Here is a 26,838-nt window from a genome sequence, read left to right as displayed (position 1 = left end):
CCCACATGGTCGGGGCGGAGAGGGCCGACGGAGCGCCCTGTGCTCGCCCCGACCGGGCCGGAGCCCGATCGGCGGCTCAGCCGATCCCGGCCGCCGCCGCGATGTCCGTGCTCAACCGTGCCAACCGCTCGGCTGCGCGCTCGCGGACGGGGGCGACCTCACCGGTGACCGGGAGCACCACCTCGAGGTAGCACTTGATCTTCGGCTCGGTTCCCGAGGGGCGCACGACCACCCGGTCGCCCGACTCGGTCAGGTAGACGAGGCCGTCGGTGGGCGGCAGGTCGCCGCCGCCCGCCAGGTCGATGGCCGAGGTCACGGGCGAACCGGCGAGGGTCGCCGGCCCCTGTTCCCGCAGCCGGGTCATCGCCGCCGGAATGGCGGCGAGGTCGGCCATCCGCACCGACAGGGGGGCGGTCGCGTACAGCCCGTGCCGGCGCGCGAGGTCGTCGAGGAGGTCCGCGAGGGTCCGGCCCGCCCGGGCGGACTCCTCGGCGAGCCGGGCGATCGCGAGGCCGGCGGTGATGCCGTCCTTGTCCCGGACCCGGTCGGGGTCGACGCAGTAGCCGAGCGCCTCCTCGTAGCCGTAGACCAGCCCCGGGGTGCGGCTGATCCACTTGAAGCCGGTGAGGGTGGTGCGATGCTCGAGGCCGTGGTCGGACGCGATCCGCTCGAGCAGGCGGGAGGAGACGATCGAGTTCGCGAACACCCCCGTCTCGGTGCGGGATCCGAGGTACTCGCCCAGGAGGGCGCCCACCTCGTCACCGGTGAGCTGGCGCCACCCGTCGCCGGCGGGGACGGCGATCGAGACCCGGTCGGCGTCGGGATCGTTCGCGATGATCAGGTCCGCGCCCGCGGCCCGGGCGGTCGCGATGGCCAGGTCGAGGGCGCCGGGCTCCTCCGGATTCGGGAAGGCCACGGTGGGAAAGTCCGGGTCGGGCTCGGCCTGCTCGGCCACGAGCGTCACGTTCTCGAAGCCGGCCTCCGCGAGCACCCGCGTGGCCACCGCCCCGCCCACCCCGTGCATCGGGGTGAGCACGATCCGCAGCCCGGCCGGGGTCGCCGCGGCGTCCCCGCCGCTCCCGATCGCCGCGGCCACGTAGGCGTCCACGAGCTCCGGGCCGACGATCGAGATGCTCCCGCCGTTCGCGCGGGCCGACTCCTCGCTGCGGTCCACGGCGGCGACCGAGGGCACCGCCGCGATGGCCGCGGCGATCTCGGCGTCCGCGGGCGGAACGATCTGCACCCCGCGCCCGGCCACGTCGCTCGCCCGGCCCCCGAGGTAGACCTTGTAGCCGTTGTCGCGCGGCGGATTGTGCGAGGCGGTGACCATGACCCCCGCATCGGCCTCCAGTTGCCGCACCGCGAACGCGAGCAGCGGCGTCGGACAGGTCGCATCGAACAGCAGCGCCCGCCCGCCCGCCGCCGCGACGATCTCGGCGGTGTCCCGGGCGAACACCGCGGAGCCGTGGCGGGCGTCGAATCCGATGACCACGGTCGGCGCCGCCCCGAGCACGCGCCACAGGTGGGCCGAGAGCCCGGCCGCGGCCCGGATCACGACGGCCCGGTTCATCCGCGCGGGACCGCCCCCGAGCCGCCCGCGCAGGCCGGCCGTGCCGAACTGCAGGAGGCCGGCGAACCGGTCCGCGAGATCCGCGCCGGCGCCCGCGTCGCCCGCCCGGGCACGCGTGAGGACGTCGGTCAGCTCGGCCGCCGTGCCCGGGTCCGGATCGTCGTCGATCCAGGCTCGTACGCGTGCGTGGAGTTCGGTCGGCGTGGGCATGTCTCTCCTTCGGCGTCGTGATGTCGTGGGCGGGTGGCTTCAGGCGATGGTGCGCACGATCTCGGCCAGCAGCCCGGCGAGCCGGGGTGCCGCGGCCCGGCCGGCGGCCACGACGTCGTCGTGGGCGAGCGGGGTGGGCGAGATCCCGGCGGCGAGGTTCGTCACGAGGGAGAGGCCGAGGATCTCCAGCCCGGCCTCCCGGGCCGCGATCGCCTCGAGCGCGGTGCTCATGCCCACGAGGTCGGCCCCGAGCGTGCGGGCCATCCGCACCTCCGCCGGGGTCTCGTAGTGGGGGCCGCGCATCTGCAGGTACACGCCCTCGGCGAGGGTCGGGTCGATCGCGCGGGCGGCCCGGCGCAGCCGCGACGAGTACAGGTCGGTCAGGTCGACGAACGTCGCCCCCTCGAGCGGGGAGGCCGCCGTGAGGTTGAGGTGGTCGCTGATGAGCACCGGGGTGCCGGGCGCCCACTCGGGGTCGAGGCCCCCGCAGCCGTTGGTCAGCACGACCGTGGTCGCGCCGGCCGCAGCCGCGCACCGCACGCCGTGCGCGACGGCCCGCACGCCGCGGCCCTCGTAGAAGTGGGTGCGGGCTCCGAGCACGAGCGCGTGCCTGGCCGACCCGTCCGCGCCGGCTGCGAAGCGCACGACCCGCAGGGTGCCGCTGTGGCCCGGCACGCCCGAGGCGGCGAAGCCGGGCACCTCGCCGGCCGGCAGCTCGACGACGGTCTCGCCCAGCACGTCCGCGGCACCGCCCCAGCCGGAGCCGAGTACGAGCGCGATGTCGACCCGGTCGAGTCCGGCGGCGTCGAGGATCACGCGGGCCGCGTCCTGGGCGAGTCGGCGGGGGGAGGCGGCCTCGTCGGGCTCGGCGGCGGGAGTCATCCACCGAAGATATCGTGAGCATCGGTCGATGCACGGCACAATGGCAGCCGTGACCACTCCGCTCTCCGCCACCGCACCGATCCCCATCGCCCCGAATCCACCGGCCACCGCACCGGCCGCCGCACCGGCACCGACGGCCACCCGAACGGCGGAACGCGGGGGGCGGCGCGGGTTCCGCGACCACGCCCGGGTCGCGATCGTCGGCGGGGGACCGGGCGGGTATGAGGCGGCCCTCGTCGCGGCGCAGCTCGGCGCGGAGGTGACCGTGGTCGAGCGGCAGGGGATCGGCGGCTCGGCGGTGCTCACCGACGTCGTCCCCTCGAAGGCGCTCATCGCGACCGCCGAACAGGCGACGATGACCGAGAGCGCGCACGAGCTCGGCCTCGAGGCCGCGTGCGGGCACGAGGGCGAGCTGACCGTGGACTTCGCCCGCATGGACTCGCGGGTGCTCACGCTCGCGGCGGCCCAGTCGAGGGACATCCGCACCCGCCTCGAACGCGAGGGGGTCGCGATCGTCGACGCCCACGGCCGCCTCGACGCCAACGGCGAGGTCGTGGCGGATGGGCGGGTGATCGAGGCCGACGTCGTGCTGCTCTCGACCGGGGCCCGGCCCCGCGTGCTGCCCACCGCCGAGCCGGACGGCGAGCGGATCCTCACGTGGACCCAGGTGTACGGCCTGACGGAGCTGCCCGAGCACCTGATCGTCGTCGGATCGGGGGTCACGGGGGCCGAGTTCGCCGGCGCCTACACGGGACTCGGCGCGAAGGTCACCCTCGTCTCCTCCCGCGACCGGGTGCTCCCGGGGGAGGACCAGGATGCGGCCGAGGTGATCGAGGGGGCGTTCCGTCGCCGCGGCATGACCGTGCTCTCCCGGTCCCGGGCCGCCGCCGTGCGCCGGGTGACTTCGGGGGCCGGCGACGGGGTCGAGGTCGAACTCGCGGACGGCCGGGTCGTGGCCGGATCCCATTGCCTGGTCGCCGTCGGGTCCGTGCCGAACACCGAGGACCTCGGGCTCGACGAGGCCGGGGTGCGCACGACCGAGGCCGGGCACATCGACGTCGACCGGGTCTCCCGCACGACCGCCCGCGGCATCTACGCCGCGGGGGACTGCACCGGCGTGCACGCCCTCGCCTCCGTGGCCGCCATGCAGGGCCGGATCGCGATGTGGCACGCCCTCGGCGACGCGGTGGCGCCCCTCGACCTCGCCCACGCGAGCGCCAACATCTTCACCGCCCCCGAGATCGCCACGGTCGGGATCAGCGAGTCCGACATCACCTCCGGCCGGGTCCGCGGCCAGGTCGCGATGGTGCCCCTCGCCCGCAACCCGCGGGCGAAGATGCAGGGCATCCGCGAGGGGTTCATCAAACTGTTCGCCCACCGCGCCTCGGGCCTCGTGCTCGGCGGGGTGGTCGTCGCCCCGAGCGCCTCCGAACTCATCTACCCGATCACGCTCGCCGTCACGAACCAGCTGACGGTCGACCAGGTGGCCAGCGCCTTCACCGTCTATCCATCCCTGTCGGGGTCGTTGGCCGAAGCGGCCCGCATCCTGCACGACACCCACGCCTGAACCGAGGACCCTCCATGACGCACGATCCCGCCTACTACCACCAGCGCGGACCCGTTCGGCTGAGCGGCAAGCTCATCCCCGAGAAGACGACCGACGAACGGCTCCTCGAGCCGGCGGACGAGGAGCCGGACTGGCTCCACTCGGACCCGTGGCGGGTCATGCGCATCCAGGCCGAGTTCATCGAGGGCTTCGGCGCCCTCGCCGACCTCGGCCCGGCGGTGAGCGTCTTCGGCTCGGCCCGGTTCCACGACGGCTCCCCCGAGTACGAGCTCGGCGGTCGGGTGGCCCGCGAACTCGTCGCGGCGGGCTATGCGGTCATCACCGGCGGCGGGCCGGGCGTCATGGAGGCCGCGAACAAGGGCGCGAAGGCCTCGGGCGGCACGTCGGTCGGCCTCGGGATCGAGCTGCCGTTCGAGCAGGGGATGAACCCCTACGTCGACCTGGGAGTGAACTTCCGCTACTTCTTCGCCCGCAAGACGATGTTCGTCAAGTACGCCCAGGGGTTCATCGTGCTCCCCGGCGGCTTCGGCACCCTGGACGAGCTCTTCGAGGCGCTCACCCTCGTGCAGACCGGCAAGGTGCGCCGGTTCCCGATCGTGCTCATGGGCAGCGAGTACTGGGGAGGCCTGCTCGACTGGCTGCGTTCGGCTCCCGGCGGTCGGGGGGCGATCGGGCCGACCGACGTCGACCTCATGCACATGACCGACGATCCGGTCGAGGCCGTGGCCTATATCGCCAACGCCGACGCCGTGCTGCGCGAGCAGCAGGCCGTCGCGCAGCAGCGGGGGGAGCCGGTCGAGGGATGAGCGCCGACGCGTGGGTCATGGCCGCCTTCGCCGTCATGGCGGCGGCCGTCGTCGTCGGCGCGATCGCGGCCGGCCGGGGCCGGGTCGGGCTCTCGCTCGAACCGCCGCCCGCCGAGCGGGCCCCCGCACCCAGCGCCGCGGCAGCGGGAATGCCGCGGAATCCCGGGCCTCGCCCGGCCGAAGAGCAGACCGGGCCCGGCGCTGACATAGAATAGGGACCGTCCCGTGGACACGCGACCGGCAGGAGGCCCCGAGCCGCCGTCCGGTCGGCCACGACCAACTCGACAGACAGGGATGAGCACATGGCGGCCATGAAGCCCCGGACCGGTGACGGACCCCTTGAAGTGACCAAGGAAGGGCGCGGCATCATCATGCGCGTACCGCTTGAAGGTGGAGGGCGACTCGTGGTCGAGCTGAACGCCACGGAGGCATCCGAACTCAGCGAGGCGCTCAGCGCGGTCGCACCCTGATGACGGCGGCTCTGCCGCTGCTGAGTGCGACGGACGCGTTCGGCGCCCTCGACGGCGTCGACGCGCTCGTGCTGCTCGTCGCGCCCGGCGAGGACGCGCCGGAGCTCCTGCCGGGGTCCGGCGCGGGTGCCGATCTCGCGGCCGGTTTCGGCCTCGACCTGGCGGGCACGCTCGCGCGGCTCGAGGTCACGGGCGCGGCCGGGCAGGCGGTCTCACTGCCCCTGCCCGTGATTGCGGACGACGACCGCTGGGCCCAGTTTCCGCCCCTGCTCCTCTTCGCCGGAGGGGACGGCTCCGCCGTCGACGCGCGGCGGGCGGGCGCGGCCATCGCCCGGGCGGCGCGCCCGGGCCAGGTGGTGGCGATCGCCGACCTGGCCGGGCTGACGGACCCGGCGGCCACGGCCCTGGTCGAGGGGCTCGTGCTCGCCTCCTACCGGCACCCGTTCCGCGGCGCGGGCCCGGGCCCGACGGGGCCCGCCGACCAGTTCCGGCTCGTCGGCGTGGACCCGGACGCGCTCGCCGGCGGGCTCTGCTCGGCCGAGGCGACCGTCGTCGCCCGCCGGTGGGCCGCGACGCCGAGCAACGTCAAGAACCCGCAGTGGTTCGCCGAGCAGGCGGTCGACGCGGTCGAGGCCCTCGGGCGGCGCTCCGGGGGGAGTGCCGCCACCACGCGGGTGCGCGTGCACGACGAGCAGTGGATACGCGAGCACGGGCTCGGCGGCCTCGCGGCCGTCGGGAACGGCTCGGCCACGCCGCCGCGGCTCGTCGTGGTCGAATACACCCCCGCCGGCGCCGAGCCGGGCCGGATCGTGCTCGTGGGCAAGGGGATCACCTACGACACCGGCGGCATCAGCATCAAGCCCCGGGCCGCGATGGTCCCGATGAAGACCGACATGGCGGGGGCGGCGGCGGTGCTCGCCGCGGTCCTCGGCGCGGCCGAGGCCGGCGTGGCCACCTCGGTCGTGGGCGTGCTGCCCATGGCCGAGAACGCGTTCTCCGGCGGCTCCTACCGCCCCGGTGACATCGTGACGATCGCCGACGGCACCACGGTCGAGATCGGGAACACCGACGCCGAGGGCCGGATGGTGCTCGCCGACGGCATGGCCTGGGCGCGCGCACACTACGAGCCCGAGGCGATGATCGACGTCGCCACCCTCACGGGGGCGGCGAGCCTCGGCCTCGGCAAGGAGCACGGCGCCCTGTACGCCACCGCCGACCGACTCGCGCACGGCCTCGAGAGCGCGGGCGAGCAGACGGGCGAGGCGCTGTGGCGCATGCCGCTCGTGGACGACTACGCCGCCGCGCTCACCTCCCCGGTGGCCGACCTGAGCCACATCAGCCGGGACCGGCACGTGGGCGGCGGCTCGATCACGGCCGCCCTGTTCCTACGCCACTTCGCCGGGGACGTGCCCTGGGCGCACCTCGACATCGCCGGCCCGGGGCGGGCGGCGCGAACCACGGGCATCCTCACCGAGGGCGCGACCGGATTCGGCGCGCGCACCCTGCTGCGGTTCCTGCGCGACTACTGACGCACGGCGGTCAGGAGGCCCCCGCCGACCGGGAGGAGTCCCGTGACGAGGCGCTCGTCCGCACGGAACTGCCTGCCGAGTTCGCGCATGGCCACGGTCGACTCGTCTCGGCGGGCCGGGTCGGCGACCCGATCGTGCCAGAGGGCGTTGACCACGGCGATCGCCCCGCCGGGGCGGAGCATCCGCAGGCCCTGCTCGCAATAGTCGCCCGCGCGGTCGGGGTCGCAGTCGATGACCACGAGATCGTAGGCGGCGTCGGCGAGCCGGGGGAGCACCTCGAGCGCCCGCCCGGAGATCGTGCGGGTTCGGGTGGACTTGACGCCCGCGGCGGCGAACGCCTCCTTCGCGGCGCGCTGATGCTCCATCTCGGCGTCGATCGTGGTGAGGACGCCCTCGGGATTCATGCCTCCGAGGAGCCACAGCCCCGAGACGCCGGTGCCCGTGCCGACCTCGGCCACGGCCCGGGCGTCGAGGAGGGCGGCGATGAGTCGCAGCGTCGCACCCGTGCCCGCGGAGACCGGGTCGAGGCCGAATTCGGCGGACCGGGCGTGCGCCGCGGCGAGCGCGTCGGAATCCTCGAGCGCGAACTCCTCGGTGTAGGCCCAACTCTGGATCTTGTCGGCAGCGATGGTAGGCCTCCCGTGTCGTGGCTGAGCCGTCAGGGGCGATGGTAGCGCCACCGGGGCCCCCGGCGGTGGCAGCGCGCCCGAGCCGGGCACGCATCGCTTAGACTGACGCGCATGAACATCAGCGGTGACGAGATTCTCATCCTCCTCGTCCTAGCCGTTGTCGTCATCGGACCGGAACGGCTTCCCCACTACGCCGAGCAGCTGGCACGGCTGGTGAAGAACCTCAAGAACATGGCCACGGGCGCGACCTCCGCGCTCCGGGAGGAGCTCGGCGACGACATCGCCGACCTCGACTTCTCCAAATTCGATCCGCGCCAGTACGACCCCCGCCGGATCGTCCGCGACGCGCTCCTGGACGACGTGCTGCCGTCGAGCAAGAGCGCCGACGCGCAGCCCGACCCCGAGGCCGAGAAGCGGCGCGCGGCCCGGGCCGCGGCCGCCCAGCACGTGGCGGCGACGGAGGCCGCTCGGGCCGCGGGTACCGGGGCCGCCGGAGCCGCCGTGGCTGCCGGAGCCGCCGGAGCCGCCGCGGTGACCGGCCCGGGGACGCATGCGGACGCAGGCGAGGCCGCTGCGGCATCGGCACCGTCCGCGCCGCTCCCGCCGCCCGAGCCGGCCGTGGGCGCGGCCCCGGGAGGCTCCGCTGTCGCAGCGGGGGGCGCCGCAGTGGAGACGGCCCCGGCGGGCGGCGGGGTCGCGACGGCGCTCCTCGCCGAGCCCGCGGAGCCCACGGCGCCCACGGTGCCCGCGGTGCCCGCTGAGCCGGCCGGCCTCGACCTGAGCGACCTCCCGCCCGCGCCGTTCGACTCCGAGGCGACCTGACTGCAGGCGACCCGACTACAGGCGACCCGACTACAGGCGACCCGGCTACAGGGGCGTGACGGCGAGATTGCGGCCGGCGAGTCCGCGGGCCCGGTGGGTGAGGCTGCGGGAGATCTCGGTGAGGATGTCGCCGGCGGTCGATCCGCTCGTGACCACGGGCACGCCGGAGTCGCTGCCCTCGCGGAGGGCCACCTCGAGGGGGACCTGCCCGAGGAGGGGCACGTCGGTCTCGAGGATCTCCGAGAGCCGGTCGGCGACGCGCTGCCCGCCGCCGGAGCCGAAGACCTCGAGCCGGGAGCCGTCGGGCTGCTCGAGCCACGACATGTTCTCGATGACCCCGGCAATGCGCTGCTGGGTCTGGCGGGCCATGATCCCGGCCCGTTCGGCGACCTCGGCGGCCGTGAGCTGGGGAGTGGTCACGATGAGCAGCTCCGCGCCGGGCAGCATCTGCGCCACCGAGATGGCGATGTCGCCGGTGCCGGGGGGAAGGTCGAGCAGGAGCACGTCGAGGTCGCCCCAGAAGACGTCCGCGAGGAACTGCTGGAGCGCGCGGTGGAGCATGGGGCCGCGCCACACGACCGGGCGGCCGGGCTGGGTGAACATCCCGATCGAGATGACCTTGATGTCGCCCGCGAGCGGCGGCAGGATCATGTCGTCGACCTTCGTCGGGGACATCGTGACGCCGAGCATCCGGGGGATGGAGAAGCCGTAGACGTCGGCGTCGAGCACCCCGACCTTGAGACCGTCGGCCGCCATGGCCGCCGCGAGGTTCGCCGTGACCGAGGACTTGCCCACACCCCCCTTGCCGGAGGCGACGGCGAGCACGCGGGTGAGGTTGCCCGGCTCGTTGAACGGGATGACCGGCTCGGCGACCCCGCCGCGCAGCTTCGTGCGCAGGTCGGTGCGCTCCTCGGGGGTCATGACCGTCATCTCGACGTGGACCTCGGTCGCGCCCGCGCCGAGGGCCGCGTTCGTGACGTCGCGCGTGATCGTGTCGCGCAGCGGGCAGCCCGCCGTGGTCAGGGCGATCGTGATGCGAGCGGCGCCGGTCAGGGAGAGCTCGACGCCGCGCACCATGTCGAGTTCGGTGATGGGTCGGCGGATCTCGGGGTCGAGGACCCCCTCGAGCGCACTGCGGATGGTCTCGACGGTCACGCTGGTCATGGCGCCAGTCTAGGGCGGGCCCGCGGCCTCGTCCGTGGCCCACATCACGACTCCCTCAGGGGTGGACGATCCGCACCTCGAGCCCCCGCTCCCGGAGGGCGTCGCGCTCGGCATCGGCGATGCCGTCGTCGGTGATGAGGCCGCGGAAGTCGCTCAGCGGACCGACGGCCGCGAAGGCCTGGTTGCCGAGCTTGGAGGAGTCGGCGACCATCCACGCCTCGCCGGCCCGGCCCGCCAGGAGCGCGTTGACCCGCGCCTCCTTCTCGTCGTGCACGAACGGGCCGTCCTTGAGGTCGAGGGCGTTGATGCCGACGAAGGCGATGTCGAGCCGGATCTGCCGCAGGATCGGTTCGGCGAGGGGCCCGGCGAGCTCGTAGGAGCGCGGGTTCACCGCCCCGCCGACCATGACGACCTTGATGTGCGGGCGCAGCACGAGCTGGGCGGCGATGTTGATCGCGTTCGTCACGACGGTTGGGCGGGCGTCCTCGAGATCGCTGCGCCGGCTCAGCTGGGTGGCGATGGCCGTGCACGTCGTGCCGCCGGTCAGGCCGATCCGGGCCCCCGGCCGGACGAGCTCCGAGGCCGCGATCGCGATCGCCGTCTTCGCCTCGGCGGCCTGCCCGCGCTTGTAGCGCAGCGGCAGGTCGTAGGCGACGGACTGCGCGCTCGCCCCGCCGTGGGTGCGGTTGAGGAGCTGCCGATCGGCGAGCACGTCGAGATCCCGGCGGGCCGTGGCGGGGGAGACGCCGAAGGTGTCGACGAGGTCGCCGACCCCGAGGCTTCCGCTCTCGCCCAGCAGGTCGAGGATCGCAATGAGACGATCTTCTCGATTCATCTATTCAGCTCCAATTCAAGCCGTGGTCACCATGGTCAGCACATCGACGAGCCGGGCCACCTCGTCCGCAAGGCGGTCCCGCCCGGCGCCCAGGTACTTGCGGGAATCGACCAGGTCGGGCTGCGCCCCGAGCCGTTCCCGAACCCCGGCGGTGAACATCTTGTTCAACTGCGTGGAAATGTTCACTTTGACCATACCGGACCGGATACCCGCCTGGATCGACGCGTCCGGCACCCCCGAGGACCCGTGGAGCACGAGCGGCACCGGAACGGCCGCGGCGATGGCCGCGATGAGGTCGGTGTCGAGTTCCGCCGTGCGTTCGAGCATGGCGTGGGAGCTGCCGACGGCGACGGCGAGGGCGTCGACACCCGTGTCGGCCGCGAACCGGGCCGCCTCGGCGGGGTCCGTGCGTACGCCGGGCGCGTGGGCGCCGTCCTTGCCCCCGATCTCGCCGAGTTCCGCCTCGACGATCGCCCCGACCGCGTGCGCGGCCGAGACCGCGGTGACCGTGCGGGCGACGTTCTCGGGGTAGTCGAGCGTGGCGCCGTCGTACATGACCGAGGAGAAGCCGAGGTCGAGGGCCTCGCGCACGAGGTCGAGATCCTCCGCGTGGTCGAGGTGGAGGGAGAGCGGGGCGCTCGAGGACTCGGCGACCGCGCGGCTCGCCGCGGCCAGGGGGGCGAGGCCGCCGTGGTAGCGCACGCAGTTCTGGGAGATCTGCAGCACGACGCCCGTCCCGGTGCGCTCGGCGCCGGCCGCGATCGCCTCGATGGTCTCCAGGTGCAGCACGTTGAACGCGGGCAGGCCCTGCCCCCGGTTCCGGGCGCGGGTGAACAACTCGGCGGTGGTGACGAGGGGCATGTCAGAACTCCGTGATAGAGATACCGGGCAGGAGGGGGGTGGGGTCGGTGATGCTCCCCGCGAGCGGGGCGAGGACCGCGGCGCCGGACCAGGCGACCGCCTGGCGCAGGAGCTCGTCGAGGCCGGTGGTGAGCACGTCCGGGTCGGCCGCGATCGCGGCGGCGGTGGCGGCGACGGCCGCGTCCCCGGCGCCGGTCGTATTGCCGCGCAGGCGGCGTCCGGGGCGGGCGTGCAGGCAGGGTCCGTCGTCGCGGACCGCGGCGAGACCGTCGGGTCCCATCGACAGGAGCACGAGCCCGCCCGATCGGGCCGCGAGCCGCCGGGCCGCGACGATCGGATCCGTGCCCCCGAGGGCGGCGAGGATCTCCTCGTCGTTCGGCTTGAGCACGTCGGCCCCGGCGTCGGCGGCGGCGAGCAGATGGGGGCCCGAGGTGTCGACGATCGCGGTCGCCCCGGCGGCGTGGGCGGCCTCGACGAGGCCCGGGAACAGGTCGAGCGGCGTGTGCGGCGGCGTGGAGCCGGAGCAGACGAGCACGACCCCCGGGCCGGCCGGCGCGCCCAGTTCGGCGGCGACCGCCCCGGACAGCGCGGCCCACTCGGCCGGGCTCAGCGGCGCGCCGGACTCGTTGATGTTCGTCGTGTCCTCGCCCACGAGGGCGAGGGTGGTGCGGGTGTCGGCGGCGACCTCGACGAGGTGGTGGCGCAGACCGGCCGCGTCCAGGTCGGTCCGGAACCGCACGCCCGGTCCACCGCCTGCGGGCGCGATGACACAGGTGGTCCGGCCCTGCTCGTGCAGCACGCGGGCGACGTTGACGCCCTTGCCGCCCGCGCGCACCTGCGGCGGGTCGACCCGGTGCGAGGAGCCGAGCCGGAAGGTCGGCACGGAGTACGTGACGTCGAGGGCCGGATTGGCGGTGAAGGTGAGGATCATGCGGCGTCCCCGGTGAGGGCGCCGGCTCCGATGAGGGCCGAGCCGAGGAGTCCGGCGTCGGGTCCGGTCGTGGCGGCGACGATCGGCGGCACGGGATGGACCGTGAACGTGCGTTCGGCCTCGCGGCGCAGCGGGGTGAAGAGGTCGTCGCCGGCGCGCATGAGGCCGCCGCCGATGACGACGATCTCGGGGGCGAGCAGCGCCGAGAGCTGTCGCAGGCCGGCGGCGAGTGCCCGGATCCCCTCCTGCCAGATGCGGGCGGCGGTCTCGTCGCCGGCCGCGCGGGCGGCGAGCACCTCCCTCGCCCCGGCGGCGGGGCGGCCGCTCCCTCGGTGTAGCGGCGGGCGAGGGCGGCGGCCGAGGCGATCGCCTCGAGGCAGCCACGGGCGCCGCACGGGCAGAGCGGACCACTCGGATCGACGACCGTGTGCCCGAGCTCGCCCGCATAGCCGCGGGCGCGGTGCGGGCGGCCGTCGACGATGAGGCCCGCGGCGATACCCGTGCCGATCGCCACGACCGCGGCGTCGGCGATGCCCGCGGCGGCCCCGAAGGTGGTCTCGGCGATCGCCGCCGCGGTGACGTCGTGGTTGAATCCGACCGGCAGGTCGGTGGCGGCCGCGAGGAGCTCGCCGAACGGGGCGTCGCGCCAGCCGAGGTTCGCCGAGTAGACGCCGACGCCGCGGACGTCGTCGACGAGGCCCGGCACGACGACCCCGAGCGCGACCGCCCCCGGCATCGCGGCGGCGAGCTGCGTCGTCCGATCGACGACGGCGGCGGCCGGACGGACGGGATCGCGCGGGGTCGGGGTGGTCGAGCGGTGGCTGATGGAGCCGTCCGGGTGCACGAGGCCCGCCTTGATGTCGGTGCCGCCGACGTCGAAGGCCGCGACCGGTCCGGGCAACGTGAATCCGCCGGTGCGGGCGGCGACCGGCGGCGGGGTCACGTCACCGGCCGCCCGGTCGGGGTGGCGGCGGCCGGTGAGTGCGGGGGGCGGGCAAGGCGGTCTCAGCCGTCCAGGACCACGGACCGGGTGAGGCCGCGGGGGTGGTCGGGGTCGAGGCCGGCGGCCCGGGCACGGGCCAGCGCCACCCGCTGGGCGATGACGAGATCGGCGAGCGGGTCGAGTTCGGCATGCTCGACGAAGGTGGCTCCGGTGGCGCTCACCTGGGCGGCGAGACCCTCGGGGGCGGCGCCGAAGCTCCAGGTGACCCGGCCGGGGGCGGCGATGGCGATGGGGCCGTGCCGGTAGTCCATGGCGGGGTAGGACTCGGTCCAGGACTGGGAGGCCTCGCGGTTCTTCAGCGCCGCCTCGTGGGCGAGCCCGATGGTCCAGCCCAGGCCCACGAAGGTGGTCTGCTCGGCGGTGACGGCCGCCTCGGGCAGCGGGGCGGTCGTGGCGGTGCGGGCGTCCGCGATCGCCGCGCCGAGGTCCTCCCCGAGGGAGGCGCGCAGCAGGGTCAGCGCGGTCGTCGCGAACCGCGTCTGCACCACGGAGGTCTCGTCCGCGAACGGCGTCTCGATGACCCGGTCGGCGGCGCGCCCGATCGGGGTGTCGGCCGCGCCGACGATCGCCAGCACGGGGATACGGCCGGCGATGGCGGACATCGCGGTGATGATCTCGGAGGTGGTGCCGGAGCGCGAGATCGCGACGACGAGGTCGTAGTCGCGCTCGAGCAGCGGCTCGGAGCCGACGAAGGCGTCGGTCTCCCCGAGGCCGGCGCGCTCGCGCAGCGCGGCGTAACTCTGGGCCATGAACCAGGAGGTGCCGCAGCCGATCGCGGCGACGCGCTGTCCGGCGGTGGGGAAGAGGTCGGCATGGTCGGAGGCGAGTTCCACGGCCCGGGCCCAGGTGTCGGGCTGGCTCATCAGCTCGGCCTCCATGTGGGCGCCGCTGACCGTCGTTGTCGTGTCTGGAGTCTGAGTCATGGCACCCATGATTGTAGATGACACATAAGAATGTCTAGTGAGCACAAACCTGCATGGGGTCGGTGGGCATGGAACCGGCCCTTCTCGGGGCGACCGCGATCACCCGTCGCGCTCCGCGACGAGGAAGCCGTCCCGGTCGTAGATCTGGGTGAACGTCGACCCGTCGAACCGATCCTCGCCCCATTCCGCGGCATCCCGGGGAGGCTCGCCGCCCCAGACGCCCGAATGGCGGTCGAGCACGATCAGGTCGGGTACGGGGTTGTCGTGACCGAGCCAGTAGACGCGGGCCGTCGGCACGAGGTAGGCCATGAGTGTGATGTCGGTCACGACACGGTCGCCGGGAGTCACGGTGGCCAGGGCGCCGCGGGCGCCGGCGGCGGTCGGGCTCGGTCGGTAGAACTCCGGCTCGACCAGTCGCGACCACGGGAACTGGGAACTCGCCACGATCGCGAAGAGCAGGACCCCGGTCGCGACCTCCCGCACCCGCACGGGGGCGCGCAGCGCGAGAAACCTCCCGCCCGGGCCGGTGGCGGGGACCGGTGCCCCGCCCGCCCGCCTCCTCGCCTCGGTGCGCTCGGCGAGCCGGTGCAGTCCGTCGACGAGGGCGACCATCGCGATGATCATGAGCGGGGCCGAATAGTGCCAATCGGTTCCCCAGTGGTAGGGGACGTCCGAGGTGAGCCGCCACGCGAACGTCGGCACCGCGACGAGGATGATCGGCGAGCGCAGTGCGAGGAAGGCCGTGATCGCCAGCGACAGCGTGACCATCCCCGCCTTCGTGCCGGCGCCGTCCGTCAACCCGGCCAGCGTGGCCGCCGGGTCGCTCAGCAGCCGCGAGAGCACGGAATCCTCGGCATAGGCCCAGACTCCGTCGGGGTTGAGCGCGGGCAGCACGACCGAGGTGACGAGCACGAAGGCGGCGACACCGCCGGCGGCCAGCGCCGACCCGAGCCGGCGGCCTCCCTGGAGGGCGATGACCACCCCGATGGCGGCCACCGTGAGCCCCAGGTCCTCCTTGACCCCGAGCAGCGGCAGCGCCCACAGGGCGGCCGCCCGGTGCCGCCGGAGCACGAGGGCCGTGAGGGAGGCGGCGAGGAGCGGCATCGCGAGGGCGACCTCGTGGAATTGGCTCGCGACCGCCGTCTGCAGGCCCCACGACGCGCCGTAGGCGAGACCGATCGCGATCCCGGACCAGCGACCGAGCAGCCGCACGCCGAGCCACGTGAGGATCCCGGCCGAGATCCCGAGCAGCACGTTCTGGGCGACGAGCAGCGTGAAGCCCGACGGGAACATCCGGTAGAACGGCGCGAGCACGACGAGCAGCGGGTGGAAGTGATCGCCCAGCAGGAAATAGCCCTCGCCCTTGATGGGCACGATCGGGGCCTCGAGGCGCGAATAGTCCTGGATCAGCTGCGTGAAGATGCCCAGATCCCAGCTCGGGGAGTCGAAGCGGGCCCACTGCCGCCACGACCACACCGTGTGGATCGCGGCGATGAGCGCACCGACGGACCAGGCGGGCCACGTCGTCCGAACCGCCGCCCGCGCCCGCACGAGGGCCGCCGGGGGCGCGCTCACCCGCGCCGGAGCGAGGCCATCCACGCCTCGACGTCGTCGGGCCGGCGCGGCAGCGCCCCGCTCAGGTTGACCACGCCGTCGTCGGTCACGAGCACGTCGTCCTCGATCCGGACGCCGATCCCGCGGTACTCGGCCGGGATCGCCCGGTCGTCCTCCTTGAAGTACAGGCCCGGCTCGATCGTGAACACCATGCCCGGGGCGAGCTCCGCGTCGAGGTACATCTCCCGGCGGGCCTGGGCACAGTCGTGCACGTCGAGGCCCAGGTGGTGGCTCGTGCCGTGCGGCATCCAGCGCCGATGCTGCTGGCCGCGCGGCGCGAGGGCCGCCTCGGCGCCGACCGGCAGTAGCCCCCACTCCTCGAGCCGGGCGGCGAGCACGCCCATCGCGGTCGAGTGGATCTCGCGGAACCTCACCCCGGGGCGGGCGACGGCGAACGCGGCGTCGGCCGCATCGAGCACCGCCTGGTAGACGCGGCGCTGCACGCCGGAGAACTCCCCGCTCACCGGGAGCGTGCGGGTGATGTCGGCGGTGTAGAGCGAGTCCGCCTCGACGCCGGCGTCGACGAGCACGAGCTCGCCCGCCCGCACCGGGCCGTCGTTGCGGATCCAGTGGAGGGTGGTGGCGTTGTTGCCCGCCGCCGCGATCGTCTCGTAGCCCGTGCCGTTGCCCTCCGCCCGCGCGACGGCGGCGAAGGCGCCCTCGATCACCCGTTCGCCGCGCGGGTGCCCGGCTGCACGGGGCAGCGCCCGCACGATCTGTTCGAAGCCCGCGACCGAGGCCGCCACCGCGGCCCGCAGCTGCCCGATCTCCCACTCGTCCTTGGTCAGGCGCAGCTCCGAGAGCGCCTCGGCCAGGGCGGCGTCCTCGCCGTGCTCGCTGTCGGAGGTCACGCCGTTCTGCACGCGGATGCGTTCGACGAGCGCGCTCACCGCCTCGTCCGCCCCGGGGACGACGCGGACGGTCACCTCGCCGGCGTCCTTTCCGACGGCGTCGGCGAGCTCGTCGATGTGCCGGCACGGCAGGCCCAGGCGGGCCTCGAGCTCCGCCAACGTCGGGCGGGCGCCCACCCAGAACTCCCCGTAGCGGGCATCGGCCCAGAACTCCTCGCTCTCCCGGGAGGCGAGGGGGCGGAAGTACAGCACCGCCTCGTGTTCCGTGGCCGGCTCGACCGCCTCGGCCGGCTGGGGATGGAGCACGAGCACGGCGTCGGGCTCCTCGTCCGTGCCCAGCCCGGTCATGTGCGCGAACGCGGAATGCGGCCGGAAGCGGTAGTCCGTGTCGTTCGAGCGCACCTTGAGCCCACCCGCCGGGAGCACGAGCCGCTCGCCGGGGAACTGCTCGGACAGGCGGCGCCGGCGCGCGGCGGCGTAGGCCGCGACCTCGTCCGGGCCCGCGGCTGTGCTCACCGTGCTCGCCGGCGGCGCCCAGTCGGCCGCGATGAACTCCCGGAACGCCGCCGATTCGGGGCGCTGGGAGCGGTTGCTGCCGCGATCGGCCGACGGATCGTCCTCGCTGTGTTCGCCAGACATGCCCCCATCGTCTCACCCCGAGCGCCACGCCGGGCGAACCGGTGCCCTACCCTGACGGAGTGATCGACCTGCATACCCACACGCGCGCCTCGGACGGCACCGAGAGCCCGGCCGAGCTCATGGCGGCGGCCGCGCGGGCGGGGCTGACGGTGGTGGGGCTGACCGATCACGACACGACCGCGGGGTGGGCCGAGGCCGTGGCCGCCGTGCCCGGCTCCGGGGTGAGCCTCGTGCGGGGGACCGAGATCTCCTGCACCGCCGGGGGCATCAGCGTGCACCTGCTCTCCTACCTCCACGACCCGGCCGACCCGGCGCTCGCGGGCGTCTTCGCCGACTCCCGCAGCCATCGGGCCACCCGCGCCGCGGACATGGTCGCCCGACTCGGCCGGGACCTGCCGATCTCCTGGGACGACGTGCTCGCCGAGGCCGCGCCGGGGGCGACGATCGGGCGGCCCCACATCGCGGACGCACTCGTGCGACTGGGCATCGTGCCCGATCGCACCGCGGCGTTCGCGGGGCTGCTCAGCCCCCACAGCCCCTACTACGTGCGCTACACGGCGCCCGAGGCCGTCGCCGCCGTCGCCGCGGTGCGGGCGGCGGGCGGGGTGCCGGTCATGGCCCACCCGCGCGCCAGCGGCCGCGGGCGGGTGGTGAGCGACGCCGTCATCGCGCGGATGGTCGAGGCCGGGCTCGCCGGACTCGAGGTGGACCACCGCGACCACACTCCCGCCGAGCGGGCCGAACTCGTGGCCCTCGCGGGTCGCCACGGCCTGCTGCGGACCGGATCGAGCGACTACCACGGGGCGGGCAAGCCGAACCGGCTCGGTGAGAACACCACCTCGCGGGAGGTCCTCGCCGCGATCACGGCCCAGGGGCGTCTCGGCGTGGTGCACCCGTGAGCGAGTGGTTCGACGCGACCCTCGCCTGAGCGGGTCCCGGAACGAGCGACGCCCGGAGCGCCGCATGGGCGCCCCGGGCGGGGACCGGTGTGATCCGGCGTGCTTCGGTGTGGTTGCGGGGAACCCGCGGAGGAGTGGGTCTCAGCTGCCCGAGTCGGCGACGGGCTTGCCGCCGCGTGTGCGACGACGGCGCCGGGAGCGGCCCTGGCCCTCGCCGGGGGCCTGCCGGCGCTGGGCTTGACCGCCCTGACCGCCCTGACCACCCTGACCACCCTGGCGACCCGACTGGCCGCCCTGGCGACCGGAGCGGCCGCCCTGACGGCCGGACTGCCCGCCTCGGTCCTGGCGTCCCCGGCCGCCGGCGCCCTTCGCCCCGCCGCCGGTCTCGCCCAGATCCTCGAGGACCTCGGCCTCGAGCCCGGCGCGGGTGCGGGCCTGCCGCGGGAGCCGGCCCTTCGTGCCCTCCGGGATCGACAGGTCGGTGTACAGGTGGGGTGAGGACGAGTAGGTCTCGACCGGCTCGCCCTTGTTCAGGCCGATGGCCTTGTCGATGAGGGTCCAGCGAGGCACGTCGTCCCAGTCGACGAACGTGACCGCGGTGCCCGTGTTGCCGGCGCGGGCGGTCCGCCCGATCCGGTGCAGGTAGGTCTTGTCGTCCTCGGGGCACTGGAAGTTGACGACGTGGGTGACGTCGTCGACGTCGATGCCGCGGGCCGCGACGTCGGTGGCCACGAGCACGTCCACCTTGCCGTGGCGGAACGCGCGCAGCGCCTGCTCGCGGGCTCCCTGGCCCAGATCGCCGTGCAGCGGTGCCGCCGCGAAGCCGCGGTCGACGAGTTCGTCCGCGACCTTGGCCGCGGTGCGTTTGGTGCGGGTGAACACGATCGTCAGACCCCGGCCCTCGGCCTGGAGGATGCGCGAGAGCATCTCGGTCTTGTCCATCGCGTGGGCGCGGTAGACGAACTGGCTCACCAGGTCGACGGCCGCCCCGGAGCCCTCGGGATCCTGGGCGCGGATGTGCGTGGGCCGGGTCATGTAGCGCCGGGCCATCGCGATGACCGCCCCGGGCATCGTGGCGGAGAACAGCATCGTGTGCCGGTTCGCCGGGGTGCGCGAGAGCAGGGTCTCCACGTCCGGCAGGAAGCCGAGGTCGAGCATCTCGTCGGCCTCGTCGAGCACGAGCACCTGCACCTGATTGAGCACGAGGTAACGCTGCTTGAGCAGGTCGATCATCCGGCCGGGAGTGCCGACGACGACCTCGACCCCGCGGGTCAGCGCCTCGATCTGCGGCTCGTAGGAACGACCGCCATAGACCTGTGCGACACGCACGGGCCGCTTGCGGGCGGCGGTGACGAGGTCGCCGGCGACCTGGACCGCGAGCTCGCGGGTCGGCACGATGATGAGCGCCTGCGGCTTGCCGGCGTCCGGCAGGTCGTCCCAGCCCTCCTCGCCGGGGCCGACGACCCGCTCGAGCAGCGGGATGCCGAAGCCGAGGGTCTTGCCGGTGCCGGTCTTGGCCTGGCCGATGATGTCGTGGCCGGCGAGCGCCACCGGCAGGGTGAGCGCCTGGATCGGGAAGGGGTGGGTGATGCCCACCTCGGAGAGCGCCGCGACGATCGGCTCGCTCACGCCGAAGTCGGCGAACGACCGCTCGGGCAGGTCGCCGTCCTGGCTGATCTCGACGGCGTCGGAATCGGTCGTGACGTCGACGGACTCGGTCACGGCGGCCTCGTCGAGGCGCGCGAGGATGTCATCGGCGACGGTGGTGGTGGCAGGCTCGCTCGCCTGCAGGTCGGTATCGGTCATAGTCCCTCGGAACGCTGGGACGCGCCCGGTCGGACGCGTGCTGCTGCCGGCAGCCGATCGCGAGATTTCCTGCCGGCTCCTGCTCCGCGGAATTCTCCGTGTGCTCCATGTGCTCCATGTGCTCCAGGAGCGAGCGAAGAATCGAGAAGGGAACCGGGCTCTCCGCGCCGTCCGGACGGGACCGGGGGAGGCGGGAGTTCATAGTGGCGACGTGTTCGACCGTTGCGACCGGGCAACCCGTACGGGTCCACTGTAGCGCGGGCGCACCGAAATAGCCCGGACGGCGGGCAAGTGTGGCCCGGCCCACCGCCACCGGTGCGGCGTGACCCGGGCGGTCTGTGTGGCCGGGTGTCGCCCGGATTCGGCCCGGATGCGGCCCGGATGCGGGTCGGACGGCCTCAGGCGCTGAAGCCGATGAACCGCTGCTCGTCGACCCCGACGTGCACGTACGCGAGGGAGCGCGCCGGAACGATGATGCGGTTCCCCTTCGCGTCGGTGAGGTCGAGCACACCGTCCTCCGTGGCGACCGCCTCGCTCACCTGCGCCGCGACGGCCGCCGGGTCGGTGGCGCCGCCGGTCGAGTCGTCGAGTTCGACGTTGAGCTCCCGGGCGACGTTCTGCACTCCGATAGTGATCCGCACGCTCTCCACCTTCATCGCTTCCTGGCCGGCAGGAATGGCTGCCTCGGCTCCTTCGAAATCGTGCGCCGCTCGGCGCACGAGTCCCCATCGTAGGCCCGCGGCGGTGCTGCCCCCGAACTGATGGCACGATGGAAGTCATGCCGACTCGACGGACCCCCCGCACGATCCTCGTGGTCGCCCTCGCGGTCGTCCTCGCGGTGGCGCTCGCGTGGTTCGCGTTCGGGCGTGATTCCGACACCGACACGGGCGATACTGCCGGCACTGCCGGCACTGCCGGCACGGTGGCCGAGCCCACGGCGACCCCCGAGCCCACCGGAACGCCCGAGCCCACCGGTACGCCCGAGCCGACCCGCTCGCCCACGGCACGGGCGAGCGCGGGCGAGCGGACGCCGTCCCCAAGCCCGACGACGCCCCCGCCGCCGACCCCGGACGAGCTCGCGGGAGTGCTCACCCACGACGTGCCGGACCGGCTCGACGGCGAGCTCGTCGTGCTTCCGGGCAGTGAGCCCGCGCCGCACCCGGATCGGGAGGTGCGCACCGTGCGCATCGAGATGGAGTGGGGCCTGCCGATGCTCCTGTCCGACTTCGGCGACTTCGTCATGGACACGCTCAACGACGACCGTTCCTGGGGTGGGGACGGCTCGCTCAGCTTCGCCCGCACCGACGGCGAGGACCCCGACCTGCGGGTGCTCGTGGCGAGTCCGGGGACCGTCGACGACCTGTGCGCCCCGCTCGCCACGAACAGCCTGTACTCGTGCGGCCGCTACGGGCACGCCGCGCTCAACGCGCAGCGGTGGATCGACGGGGCCGAGCCCTTCGCCGACGGCGGCGGTTCGATCACCGAGTACCGCCGGTACCTGGTCAACCACGAGGTCGGGCACCTGCTCGGCCACCAGCACCGCACCTGCCCCGCCGCCGGGGCCCTCGCGCCGGTCATGGTGCAGCAGACCATCACCCTGGGAGGCTGCGAGCCGAACGGCTGGCCCCGCCCGTGAGCCGCCCGTGAGCCATAGTGACGGTGCTGCCGTGCCGTCGAGCCCGTGTCGGCGGGGTCTGCTGTGATGTCCACATGACCACGCAGCTCGTCCCCCCGAGATCCGGCCTCCGGCTGGACGCCGCCCAGCAGGAGGTGCACGACGCGGTGCTCGCGGGCGGGAACCACGTGGTGCTCGGCCCGCCCGGATCGGGGAAGACGACCACGGCGGTCGAGGTGTTCCTCGACTGGTGCCGTGCGAACGATCCCGACCGGGCCGTGCTGCTCGTGCCCTCGAGACGGGCGGCCGCCCTCATCGGCGAGGAGGTCTCCGCCCGGCTGGGCCGCACGACCTCGCGCACCCTCGTGCGCACGCCGGCGTCGCTCGCCTTCACGATCCTGCGGCTCGCCGCCCAGCGGGCGGGCCGGCCCGCGCCGACCCTGCTCACGGGTCCCGATCAGGATCAGATCCTCGGCGACCTGATCGAGGGGCACCTGTCGGGGGAGGGGGCGCGGGTCGGCTGGCCCGATGCGATCACCCCGCAGATGCAGCGGCTGCGGGCCTTCCGCGACGAACTGCGGGACCTGCTCATGCGCGCCGCCGAGGCGGGGCTCGACGGGCCGTCCCTGGAGGAATGGGGCCACCGGCACGACCGCCCCGAATGGGTCGCGGCCGGGCGGGTGCTCGCGGAGTACACCGACGTGACCGTCCTCGGAGAGCTGACCCCCGATCGGGGGGCCCGCTACGACGCGTCCACGATCCTCGACCAGGCGGTGCAGGTCCTCGCCCGAGCCGGAGATCCCCTCGGCGACCTCGAGTTCGTGGTCCACGACGACTACCAGGACGCCACCCTGGCCACCGCGCGGCTCCTGGGCGAGCTGGACGGCACCGGCGCGCGGGTCGCCGCCTTCGCCGAACCGGATGTGGCCGTGCAGTCGTTTCGCGGCGCCGTGCCCGCCCTCGTGCATACCGCCACCCGGCCGGTCGGATCGGGGGAGGGGGCCCTCGGGGCGCGCACCCACCTGCTCGCCACCCGGCACCGGCACGGCGGTGAACTCGCCGGGTTCGTGCATCGGCTGAGCCTGCCGCTTCCCCCGATCGCCGTGCCCGCTCGGCGCCGGCCTCCCGTCGGGCCCCCGGGCGATGCCGGCGATGGCGCCGATGCCGCCGATGCCGTCGATGCCGCGGATGGCGCAGAGGCCGGGGCGACAGCCGGCGTCGAGCGGGCGGGCGGTGCGGTGGAGCTGCGCGTGCTGGGATCCCCGGCGCAGGAGCACGCCTATATCGCGCGCCGGCTGCGGGAGGCGCACCTGCTCGAGGGCGTGCCGTGGTCACGGCTGGCCGTCATCGTGCGCGGCCATCAGCAGCTCGTCCCCGTGCGCCGGCAGCTGCGGCTGGCGGGGATCCCGCTGCAGACCCAGGCGCCCGACCGGCCGCTCCGGGAGGAGGCCGCGGTGCTGCCGTTCCTGCTGGCGCTCGAAGTCGTCACCCGGGAGGAACCGAGTCTCACCGGGCCCGAGGCGATCGGCCTGCTCACCTCCGTGATCGGGGGCGTCGACCCGGTCGGGCTGCGCCGCCTGCGACGGGAGCTGCGCGCGGCCGGCGCCGCCGACTCGGCCGACCTCCTCGCCGCCGCCCTCGCCGATCCGGACCTGCTCGCCGGGCTGCCGCCCACGGTGCGCGCGGCCCCGGCGGCGATGGCCGCCATGCTCGCCGCGGGCCGGGCCGCCCACGCCGGCGGGCTCGGCACCGAGATGGTGCTGTGGCGCATGTGGCAGGCCCTCGACCTGGCCGACACGTGGCAGGAGCGGGCGCTCGCCGGCGGGGCCGGGGCCGACCGCGCCGACGCCGACCTCGACGCGATGGTCGCGCTGTTCACGGCGGCGGAGCAGTTCACCGACCGCACCGCCGGGGCCGGGCCCTCGGCCTTCCTGCACCACCTCGCCGGCCAGGACTTCCCCGCGGACACGCTCGCGGCCCGCGCGACCCAGGGCCGCACCGTCGCCGTGCACACGGCCGCCTCGGCCGCCGGCGGGGAGTGGGAGGTCGTGATCGTCGCGGGCGTCCAGGACGAGGTCTGGCCCGACCTGCGCATCCGGGACACCGTGCTCGGGGCCGCGCACCTGGCCGATATCGCCTCACAGCGGCACGGACCCGAGACGGCCACCGCCGACGTCGACCGGTGGCGCCTCGCCCGCAGGCAGGTCCGCGACGACGAGCTGCGCACGTTCGTCAGCGCCTGCTCGCGTGCCCGTTCCCGGCTCCTGCTCACCTGCGTGCTCGACACCGATACCCGCCCCTCCGGCTTCCTCGATGCCCTCCTGCCGGCGGGCGACGCCCCGCCGATCACGCGGGTCGAGCCGCCGCTCGATCTGCGCGGCCTCGTGGGCCGGCTCCGGGCCGCCGCCCGCCCCGCCGGGGGCGCCGTCGGGGCCCCCACGGGGGTGCCGAGCGCGCGGGCCCGGGCGGCGGGCGGACTGCTGCGCGACCTGGCCCGGGCACAGGTGCGCGAGGCCGATCCGTCCCGCTGGCCGGGCCTCGTGCCCTGGAGCAGCGACCTCCCGCTCGTCGTGACGGGCGAGCCCGATGCGCACGTGACGGTCTCGCCGTCGGCGATCGAGACCGCGGTGACGTGCCCGCTGCGGTGGTTCCTCACCGCCGCGGGCGGGCAGGCGCGCAGCAGCAACGCCCAGAACGTCGGCGACCTCGTGCACGACATCGCCGCCGACCTGCCCCGCGCGGCGGAGTCCGAGCTCCTCGCCGAACTCGAGCGGCGATGGCCCGAACTCGGACTGCCCGAGACGGCCCTCGCACGCCGCGAGCGCGCCCGCGCCGAGGTGATGATGCACAAGCTCGCCGGGTACGTCGCCTCGCACGGATACGAGGTCGAGACCGAGCGGGCCTTCGAGGTGCGGCTGCCGACGGAGCCCGCCACGGTGCTGCGGGGGCGGGTCGACCGGATCGAGCACCGCGCGGACGGCCCGCACATCGTCGATCTCAAGACGGGCAAGGTGGTGGTCCCGGCGGACGAGGTGCCCCACCATCCCCAGCTCGGCGCATACCAGCTCGCCGTGGACGCCGGCGCCTTCGACGCGGACCGGCCCGCCGCCGGCGCCTCCCTGGTCTACGTGGGCAGCACCCACAAGAGCGCGTCCGTGCGCGAACAGGGCCCGCTCGCCGATGCGGTCGACCCCGGCTGGGCGCGGGAGATGGTCGAGGGCGTGGCCGAGACGATGGCGGGCGGCGAGTTCACGGCCCGCGTGAACGACACGTGCCGGTCGTGCCCGGTGCGCCGCTCCTGCCCCGTGCAGGACGCGGGCGCCCGGCTGGGCCGCCCCGGCACGACGGAGGAGGCCTGATGGTGCGGTGGAACGCGTTCGAGCTGGCGGTCGCGCTCGGGGAGCACCCGCCCACGCCCGAACAGCAGGCGGTGATCGAGGCTCCCCTCGAACCGCAGCTGGTCATCGCCGGAGCCGGCTCCGGCAAGACCGCGACCATGGCCTCGAGGGTCGTCTACCTCGTGGCCAACGGACTCGTCGCGCCCGAGCAGATCCTCGGCCTCACGTTCACCCGCAAGGCCGCGGCCGAACTCGCCGACCGGGTGCGGCGGCGGCTGCGCTCCGTGCGGGACCTGGACCCGGAGCTGGACCTGGACGACCAGCCGCGCATCTCCACCTACAACTCCTACGCCGCCGGGATCGTGACCGATCACGCGCTCCGGGCGGGGATCGACCCCGACACCACCCTCATCGGGGAGGCGGGCACCTTTCAGCTCGCGGCCGAGGTCGTGCAGACCTGGGCGGAGCCGCTGAGCAGCGGCGCCGCGCCGGGAACCCTCGTCGCCGCGGTCACGGCGCTCTCGGGTGAACTCGCCGAACACGGGCTCACCACCCGGGAGGCGACGGCGTATCTGCGCACGCTCGCCACCGACCTGTCGGGCAAGGAGGCCGCCGGCCGTCAGCGCGCTCCCCGCGCCGAGATCCGCCACCTGATCGCCTCGCTCGGGGAACGGATCGAGATCCTCGCCATGGTCGAGGCGTATCAGCGACTCAAGCACGAGCGCAACGTCGTGGACTTCGGCGACCAGGTGCGCACGGCGGCGACCATCGCCCAGCGCGTCGGGGCCGTTGGTCGGGCGGAACGCGACCACTATCGGGTCGTGCTGCTCGACGAGTACCAGGACACCTCGATCGCGCAGGTGCAACTCCTGCGGGCGCTGTTCTCCGGGGAGGTCGAGACCGGCCGCGGTCATCCCGTGACCGCCGTCGGCGACCCGAACCAGGCGATCTACGGTTGGCGGGGGGCGGCCGCGGGCACGTTGCTCGACTTCCCGCGCGCGTTCCCCCGGGCGGACGGGGCTGCCGCCGACATCGCCACCCTGAGCACCGCGTGGCGCAACGCCGAGGCCGTCCTCGCCGTGGCGAACAAGGTGGCCGCGCCGCTGCGCTCCGAGGAGGCGTCACCCGCGCTCGAGGCCGTCGTGCCCGCTGCGGCCCCGGCCGGACGCCCCCGCCGGGGAGGTCCACGCCCGCTACCCCGAGACGGCCGCCGACGAGGCCGAGACGATCACCCGCTTCCTCACCGGCCTCGGGTGGGGGCGAGCCGGCGGCTCGGCCCCGCCGACCGCGGCCATCCTGTGCCGCAAGCGCGCCTTCTTCCCGGAGATCACCCGGACCCTCGCCGCCGCCGGGATCCCGTTCCAGGTCGGCGGCCTCGGCGGGCTCCTCGACACCCCCGAGGTGAACGACCTGTGGGCGGCCCTGCAGGTCGCCCACGATCCCAGCCGCGGCGACGTGCTCATGCGGCTGCTCACCGGGCCCGGCGTCGGGATCGGCGCGCGCGACCTCATGGCGCTGTCGCACTGGGCGCGCAGGCAGGTCGATCGAGCGCGCGAGCACACCGACCGGGAGGAGGCCGAGCAGGCGAGCATCGTCGAGGCGATCGAGCACCCGCCCCCACCCGGATGGGTCTCTCCGGCAGGGCACGACCTCTCCGACCCCGCCCGTGATCGGCTGGGCGACCTCGCCGGTGTGCTCCGGGCGATCCGCTCGCTGGCCCAGCTCCCACTGCCGGAACTGGTGCTCGCGACCGAACGGCTTCTGGGCCTGGACATCGAGGTGCTCGCCCATGCCGCCGCCGGCACCCGGAACCCGCGGACCCACCTCGACGAGTTCGTCGCCGTCGCCGCGGACTTCCAGCGGTTCGCCGGAGC

The 26,838-nt window shown here is 74.5% G+C and carries 23 protein-coding genes and 1 pseudogene; 10 read left to right on the top strand and 14 right to left on the bottom strand.

From position 1 onward, the window contains the following. Positions 1-76: 76 nt before the first annotated feature. A complete protein-coding gene (locus tag GCE65_RS12910) occupies positions 77-1,780 on the bottom strand; it encodes a phospho-sugar mutase (RefSeq protein WP_153878681.1) in 1,704 nt (567 codons plus the stop codon). 39 nt (positions 1,781-1,819) lie between these two features. After that, positions 1,820-2,662, bottom strand: a complete 843-nt coding sequence (locus GCE65_RS12905; RefSeq protein WP_153878680.1) for a purine-nucleoside phosphorylase — start codon at positions 2,660-2,662, stop codon at positions 1,820-1,822. 49 nt (positions 2,663-2,711) lie between these two features. Here GCE65_RS12905 and GCE65_RS12900 point away from each other — a divergent pair, with 49 nt between their 5' ends. The 5 genes from GCE65_RS12900 to GCE65_RS12880 all read left to right on the top strand — a co-directional run bounded on the left by GCE65_RS12900 (position 2,712) and on the right by GCE65_RS12880 (position 7,034). After that, the gene (locus GCE65_RS12900; protein ID WP_370460125.1) at positions 2,712-4,229 is read left to right on the top strand and encodes an NAD(P)H-quinone dehydrogenase; all 1,518 of its coding nucleotides are present in this window, start codon (positions 2,712-2,714) and stop codon (positions 4,227-4,229) included. A gap of 14 nt (positions 4,230-4,243) precedes the next feature. Then, positions 4,244-5,035: a TIGR00730 family Rossman fold protein gene (locus tag GCE65_RS12895; RefSeq protein WP_152910265.1), complete on the top strand. Its 792-nt coding sequence runs from the start codon at positions 4,244-4,246 to the stop codon at positions 5,033-5,035. Further along, on the top strand, positions 5,032-5,250 hold the full coding sequence (locus GCE65_RS12890; RefSeq protein WP_152910266.1) for a hypothetical protein: 219 nt from the start codon (positions 5,032-5,034) through the stop codon (positions 5,248-5,250). The genes GCE65_RS12895 and GCE65_RS12890 overlap by 4 nt, the downstream gene beginning before the upstream one ends. Positions 5,251-5,337: 87 nt before the next feature. Then, positions 5,338-5,505 (top strand): DUF3117 domain-containing protein, encoded by a 168-nt coding sequence (locus tag GCE65_RS12885; RefSeq protein ID WP_152910267.1) that lies wholly within the window; start codon positions 5,338-5,340, stop codon positions 5,503-5,505. Next, positions 5,505-7,034: a M17 family metallopeptidase gene (locus GCE65_RS12880; RefSeq protein WP_153878679.1), complete on the top strand. Its 1,530-nt coding sequence runs from the start codon at positions 5,505-5,507 to the stop codon at positions 7,032-7,034. The genes GCE65_RS12885 and GCE65_RS12880 overlap by 1 nt, the downstream gene beginning before the upstream one ends. On the opposite strand, the gene GCE65_RS12875 is transcribed toward GCE65_RS12880, so the two are convergent. Then, positions 7,028-7,714, bottom strand: coding sequence for an O-methyltransferase (locus GCE65_RS12875; protein WP_370460124.1), 687 nt, complete (start codon positions 7,712-7,714; stop codon positions 7,028-7,030). The genes GCE65_RS12880 and GCE65_RS12875 overlap by 7 nt on opposite strands. Positions 7,715-7,774: 60 nt before the next feature. On the opposite strand from GCE65_RS12875, the gene GCE65_RS16320 reads away from it, so the two are divergent. Next, positions 7,775-8,485, top strand: a complete 711-nt coding sequence (locus tag GCE65_RS16320) for a hypothetical protein (RefSeq protein ID WP_194165110.1) — start codon at positions 7,775-7,777, stop codon at positions 8,483-8,485. Positions 8,486-8,530: 45 nt separating this feature from the next. Here GCE65_RS16320 and GCE65_RS12865 read toward each other — a convergent pair whose 3' ends face one another. The 9 genes and pseudogenes from GCE65_RS12865 to GCE65_RS12830 form a co-directional block, all read right to left on the bottom strand. After that, the gene (locus GCE65_RS12865; RefSeq protein ID WP_153878678.1) at positions 8,531-9,649 is read right to left on the bottom strand and encodes an Mrp/NBP35 family ATP-binding protein; all 1,119 of its coding nucleotides are present in this window, start codon (positions 9,647-9,649) and stop codon (positions 8,531-8,533) included. A gap of 55 nt (positions 9,650-9,704) precedes the next feature. Continuing rightward, positions 9,705-10,484: a DeoR/GlpR family DNA-binding transcription regulator gene (locus tag GCE65_RS12860; protein ID WP_152910270.1), complete on the bottom strand. Its 780-nt coding sequence runs from the start codon at positions 10,482-10,484 to the stop codon at positions 9,705-9,707. Between the two features lie 15 nt (positions 10,485-10,499). Then, positions 10,500-11,345 carry a class II fructose-bisphosphate aldolase gene (locus GCE65_RS12855; protein ID WP_153878677.1) on the bottom strand — a complete coding sequence of 282 codons (846 nt, stop codon included), beginning with the start codon at positions 11,343-11,345 and terminating at the stop codon, positions 10,500-10,502. 1 nt (position 11,346) lies between these two features. Beyond that, positions 11,347-12,276 (bottom strand): 1-phosphofructokinase family hexose kinase, encoded by a 930-nt coding sequence (locus GCE65_RS12850; protein WP_153878676.1) that lies wholly within the window; start codon positions 12,274-12,276, stop codon positions 11,347-11,349. Beyond that, complete coding sequence (locus tag GCE65_RS16850; protein ID WP_255475273.1) at positions 12,273-12,572, bottom strand: ROK family protein; 300 nt, start codon at positions 12,570-12,572, stop codon at positions 12,273-12,275. The genes GCE65_RS12850 and GCE65_RS16850 overlap by 4 nt, the downstream gene beginning before the upstream one ends. 92 nt (positions 12,573-12,664) lie before the next feature. After that, positions 12,665-13,120 (bottom strand): annotated as a pseudogene (locus tag GCE65_RS16845) (ROK family protein); the annotation flags it as partial. A 161-nt stretch (positions 13,121-13,281) separates the two neighbouring features. Further along, on the bottom strand, positions 13,282-14,202 hold the full coding sequence (locus GCE65_RS12840) for an SIS domain-containing protein (protein ID WP_227993850.1): 921 nt from the start codon (positions 14,200-14,202) through the stop codon (positions 13,282-13,284). Between the two features lie 99 nt (positions 14,203-14,301). Then, positions 14,302-15,777 carry a DUF2079 domain-containing protein gene (locus tag GCE65_RS12835; RefSeq protein WP_194928709.1) on the bottom strand — a complete coding sequence of 492 codons (1,476 nt, stop codon included), beginning with the start codon at positions 15,775-15,777 and terminating at the stop codon, positions 14,302-14,304. Then, positions 15,774-17,306, bottom strand: coding sequence for an aminopeptidase P family protein (locus GCE65_RS12830; RefSeq protein WP_153878674.1), 1,533 nt, complete (start codon positions 17,304-17,306; stop codon positions 15,774-15,776). The genes GCE65_RS12835 and GCE65_RS12830 overlap by 4 nt, the downstream gene beginning before the upstream one ends. A 59-nt stretch (positions 17,307-17,365) precedes the next feature. Between GCE65_RS12830 and GCE65_RS12825 the strand changes: the two genes are divergently transcribed. Next, complete coding sequence (locus tag GCE65_RS12825) at positions 17,366-18,205, top strand: PHP domain-containing protein (RefSeq protein WP_228759952.1); 840 nt, start codon at positions 17,366-17,368, stop codon at positions 18,203-18,205. Between the two features lie 141 nt (positions 18,206-18,346). Here GCE65_RS12825 and GCE65_RS12820 read toward each other — a convergent pair whose 3' ends face one another. Beyond that, complete coding sequence (locus GCE65_RS12820; RefSeq protein WP_153878672.1) at positions 18,347-20,011, bottom strand: DEAD/DEAH box helicase; 1,665 nt, start codon at positions 20,009-20,011, stop codon at positions 18,347-18,349. A 398-nt stretch (positions 20,012-20,409) separates the two neighbouring features. Continuing rightward, a complete protein-coding gene (locus GCE65_RS12815) occupies positions 20,410-20,652 on the bottom strand; it encodes a DUF3107 domain-containing protein (RefSeq protein WP_153878671.1) in 243 nt (80 codons plus the stop codon). A 137-nt stretch (positions 20,653-20,789) separates the two neighbouring features. On the opposite strand from GCE65_RS12815, the gene GCE65_RS12810 reads away from it, so the two are divergent. The 3 genes from GCE65_RS12810 (at position 20,790) to GCE65_RS17120 (ending at position 26,634) form a co-directional block, all read left to right on the top strand. Further along, positions 20,790-21,647 (top strand): DUF3152 domain-containing protein, encoded by an 858-nt coding sequence (locus GCE65_RS12810; protein ID WP_153878670.1) that lies wholly within the window; start codon positions 20,790-20,792, stop codon positions 21,645-21,647. A gap of 74 nt (positions 21,648-21,721) precedes the next feature. Next, positions 21,722-24,985, top strand: coding sequence for a UrvD/REP family ATP-dependent DNA helicase (locus GCE65_RS16885; protein WP_153878669.1), 3,264 nt, complete (start codon positions 21,722-21,724; stop codon positions 24,983-24,985). Beyond that, entirely contained in the window at positions 24,985-26,634 is a 1,650-nt protein-coding gene (locus GCE65_RS17120; RefSeq protein WP_153878668.1) for a UvrD-helicase domain-containing protein, read from the top strand. Before GCE65_RS16885 ends, GCE65_RS17120 begins: the two co-directional genes overlap by 1 nt. Positions 26,635-26,838 lie beyond the last annotated feature (204 nt).

The organism is Pseudactinotalea sp. HY158, assembly GCF_009660225.1.
Classification (GTDB): Bacteria; Actinomycetota; Actinomycetes; order Actinomycetales; family Beutenbergiaceae; genus HY158.
Note: the sequence above shows the minus strand (reverse complement) of the source record. Positions and strands in the feature narration are given on the sequence as shown.